This window comes from Streptomyces sp. HSW2009, assembly GCF_040240285.1.
Lineage (GTDB): Bacteria > Actinomycetota > Actinomycetes > Streptomycetales > Streptomycetaceae > Streptomyces.
In genome coordinates this window covers 1-3,066 of sequence record NZ_JBEHZD010000755.1, presented here as the reverse complement: position 1 = coordinate 3,066, position 3,066 = coordinate 1, and the positions used below count along the sequence as shown (strand labels likewise).

Genomic DNA, 3,066 nt, shown 5'->3' with positions numbered 1-3,066 from the left:
CCCCCCCCCCCCCCCCCCCCCCCCCCCCCCCCCCCCCCGCGCCCGCCGCCCCCCCCCCCCCCCCCCCCCCCCCCCCCCCCCCCCCGGGGCGCCCCCCCCCCCCCCCCGGGCTCGGCCAGCGCCGCGGCGGTCAGGGTGAGGTGGCGGGTCAGTACGTCGGCGGCGGTGTCGGCGTCGCGGGCCAACGCCGCCTCCTCCAAGTGGCGGTGCTCCGCGACACCGTCCCGGTCCGGGGCGCGCCGGGCCGACCAGCGCCGGGCGAGTTCGCTCGCGGTCCACATCCGGTCGAAGGTCTCCAGCAGGAGCGGATTGCCGCAGCCGTCCAGCAGCGTGCGGTGGAACACCCGGTGCGCCTCGGCCCAGGCACTGCTGTAGTGCGTGCCCTCGTCGGGCAGGTAGGGCGGGGTGCGCGCCAGGCGGTGGTGGGCGGCCCGCACCCGGGCCTCCCATTCCACGTCCCCGCGCTCGATCGACAGCCGCAGCACGACCGGCTCGACGGCCCGGCGGGCCTCCGCGATCTCTTGCCAGCGGCGGTCGGAGTGGGCGGGCACGGCGAAGCCGCGGTTCGGCAGCCGGTCGGCGAGCCCCTCACCCACCACCCGGACCAGCGCCTCGCGCACCACGGCCAGGCTCACGCCCTGTGCCTTGGCGAGCTCCTGCGGCTTGAGCGCGTCGCCGGGGGCGAAGTCGCCGCGCATGATCGCGTCCCGCAGTCGTGCGTAGACCTGCTCGGAGAGCATCTGCTTCCCCGGCGCGGCGGCGTGGTCGGCTCTCTGCGTCATGCGCCACACCATAGACGATCTGGGGCATAATCGATTATTTCCCGGCCTTCCTTCTTCCCCCGGACTCCCGCCCTGCTCCCGGCGCCCGCTCTTGCGCTGCGGCTCCCGCACCTGTGTCGGGCTCCTGCCTGTTGTCCTGGGTCTCCTTGACTCCCGGCTGCCCTCCGGCCCTAACCCTTGCCCCCGCTCCCGCGCATACGGGTGGCCCCCGCTCCCACGCACATGACACATGGAGCCGCGGAAGCGCGGAGGCGCCGGCCTCTGCTCGGACACGGACCGCCCGGACACGAGCCCCCTTAACACGCCACCGCACATGTGGGGAGCTTGCACGCAGCATTGCGCGAAGTTGTCCCCAGAATTCCTCTCGTGTACGGCCCTTTGTCGTTGTGTGAACAAGGGGATCGCCAGTCGCTCATCAGCCCGTATATGCCGACATCTGGTGTGTGACAGGTGCACGTTCATTGATGCAGGGTCAGCGCTCAGCAAGGACCTGACCGTTGTTCGTTGGCCCGGCGTCCGTCGGGCCAACTCCCCCGCAACAAAGGAGTGTCACGTGTCCAGCACCTCCCGCACCCCCCGCGCAGCCCGCTCCGCCACCGCGGTCGCCGGTCGCAGAAGCCGTCGTGCCCTGGCCCTGTCGGGCGGCGCGGCCACGCTCGCCGCCGCGCTGCTCGCCACCGGCTTCACCGCCGGCACGACCGGCACGGCCAGCGCCCAGCAGTCGGAGCACAGCCCGGCGGCGACCGCCACCGCGCTCGGGCTCGACGCCCAGGAAAAGCTCGTCGTCAAGGACACGATCAAGGACGCCGACGGCACCACGCACACCCGCTACGAGCGCACCTACGCGGGCCTTCCGGTGCTCGGCGGCGACCTCGTCGTGCACCGTGCGGCGAACGGCGACGTCAAGGACGTGAGTCGGGCGACCAACGCCCGGCTCGCGGTGGCCTCGCTCCAGCCGAAGTTGGCTCCGAAGGCCGCCGCGGCGAGCGCGCTGCGCGCCGCCACCGCGGACGTCGACGACGCCGCCGCCGACCAGGCGCCGCGCAAGGTGATCTGGGCCGCGTCCGGCAAGCCCGTCCTCGCGTACGAGACCGTCGTCGGCGGTGTCCAGCAGGACGGGACGCCCAGCCGGCTGCACGTGGTCACGGACGCCAACACCGGCCGGGAGCTCTACCGCCACCAGGCCATCCACAACGGCACCGGGACCAGCCAGTACAGCGGCACGGTGCCCATCGCGTCGAAGAAGCAGGGCAGCACCTACCAGCTCACCGACACCGGTCGCGGTGGCCACACCACCTACGACCTCAAGGGCGGCCAGAGCGGCAAGGGCACGGTCTTCACCGACGCCGACGACAAGTGGGGCAACGGGCTGCCGAGCAACAACCAGACGGCGGCCGTCGACGCGGCCTTCGGTGCGGCCACCACCTGGGACTTCTACCTGAAGACCTTCGGCCGCAACGGCATCAAGAACGACGGCAAGGCCCCGTACAGCCGGGTGCACTACGGCCGCAACTACGTCAACGCGTTCTGGGACGACAACGCCTTCGCCATCACCTACGGCGACGGCGCGGGCAACAAGAAGCCGCTGACCTCGCTCGACGTGGCCGGCCACGAGTTCAGCCACGGCGTGACCTCGGCCACCGCCGGCCTGGAGTACAGCGGCGAGTCCGGCGGTCTCAACGAGGCGACCTCGGACATATTCGGCACCGGCGTCGAGTACAGCGCGAACAACGCCAACGACCGGGGCGACTACCTGATCGGCGAGAAGATCGACGTCAACGGGAACGGCACGCCGCTGCGCTACCAGGACAAGCCGAGCCGGGACGGCCGGTCGGCCGACTACTGGTCGGCCGGGGTGGGCAACCTCGACGTCCACTACTCCTCCGGCGTGGCCAACCACTTCTTCTTCCTGCTGTCCGAGGGCAGCGGCAAGAAGGTCATCGACGGGGTCAGCTACGACAGCCCCACCAAGGACGGGTCCACGGTCACCGGCATCGGCCGGGACAAGGCCCTGAAGATCTGGTACTCCGCACTGACCAAGTACTTCACCTCCACCACCGACTACCACGAGGCGCGTGAGGGCACTCTGAAGGCCGCCACCGACCTCTACGGCGCCGGCAGCACCGAGGTCAAGGCCGTCGACGCGGCCTGGGCCGGGGTCAACGTCAAGGGCTGACCCGGCTGACCTGGCGGGGGCCCCCCCCCCCCGGGGCCCCCCCCCCCCCCCCCCCCCCCCCCCCCCCCCCCCCCCCCCCCCCCCCCCCCCCCCCCCCCCCCCCCCCCC

Annotated in this window: 2 protein-coding genes; one reads left to right on the top strand and one right to left on the bottom strand. The window is 72.7% G+C overall.

The genetic code is table 11. The features are described 5' to 3' along the window. On the bottom strand, nt 1-782 hold a 782-nt coding region (locus AAHZ94_RS31775), incomplete at its 3' end, for a GntR family transcriptional regulator (RefSeq protein WP_502964845.1). A gap of 553 nt (nt 783-1,335) precedes the next feature. Between AAHZ94_RS31775 and AAHZ94_RS31770 the strand changes: the two genes are divergently transcribed. Beyond that, nucleotides 1,336-2,958 carry a M4 family metallopeptidase gene (locus AAHZ94_RS31770; RefSeq protein WP_502964844.1) on the top strand — a complete coding sequence of 541 codons (1,623 nt, stop codon included), beginning with the start codon at nt 1,336-1,338 and terminating at the stop codon, nt 2,956-2,958. Nucleotides 2,959-3,066 lie beyond the last annotated feature (108 nt).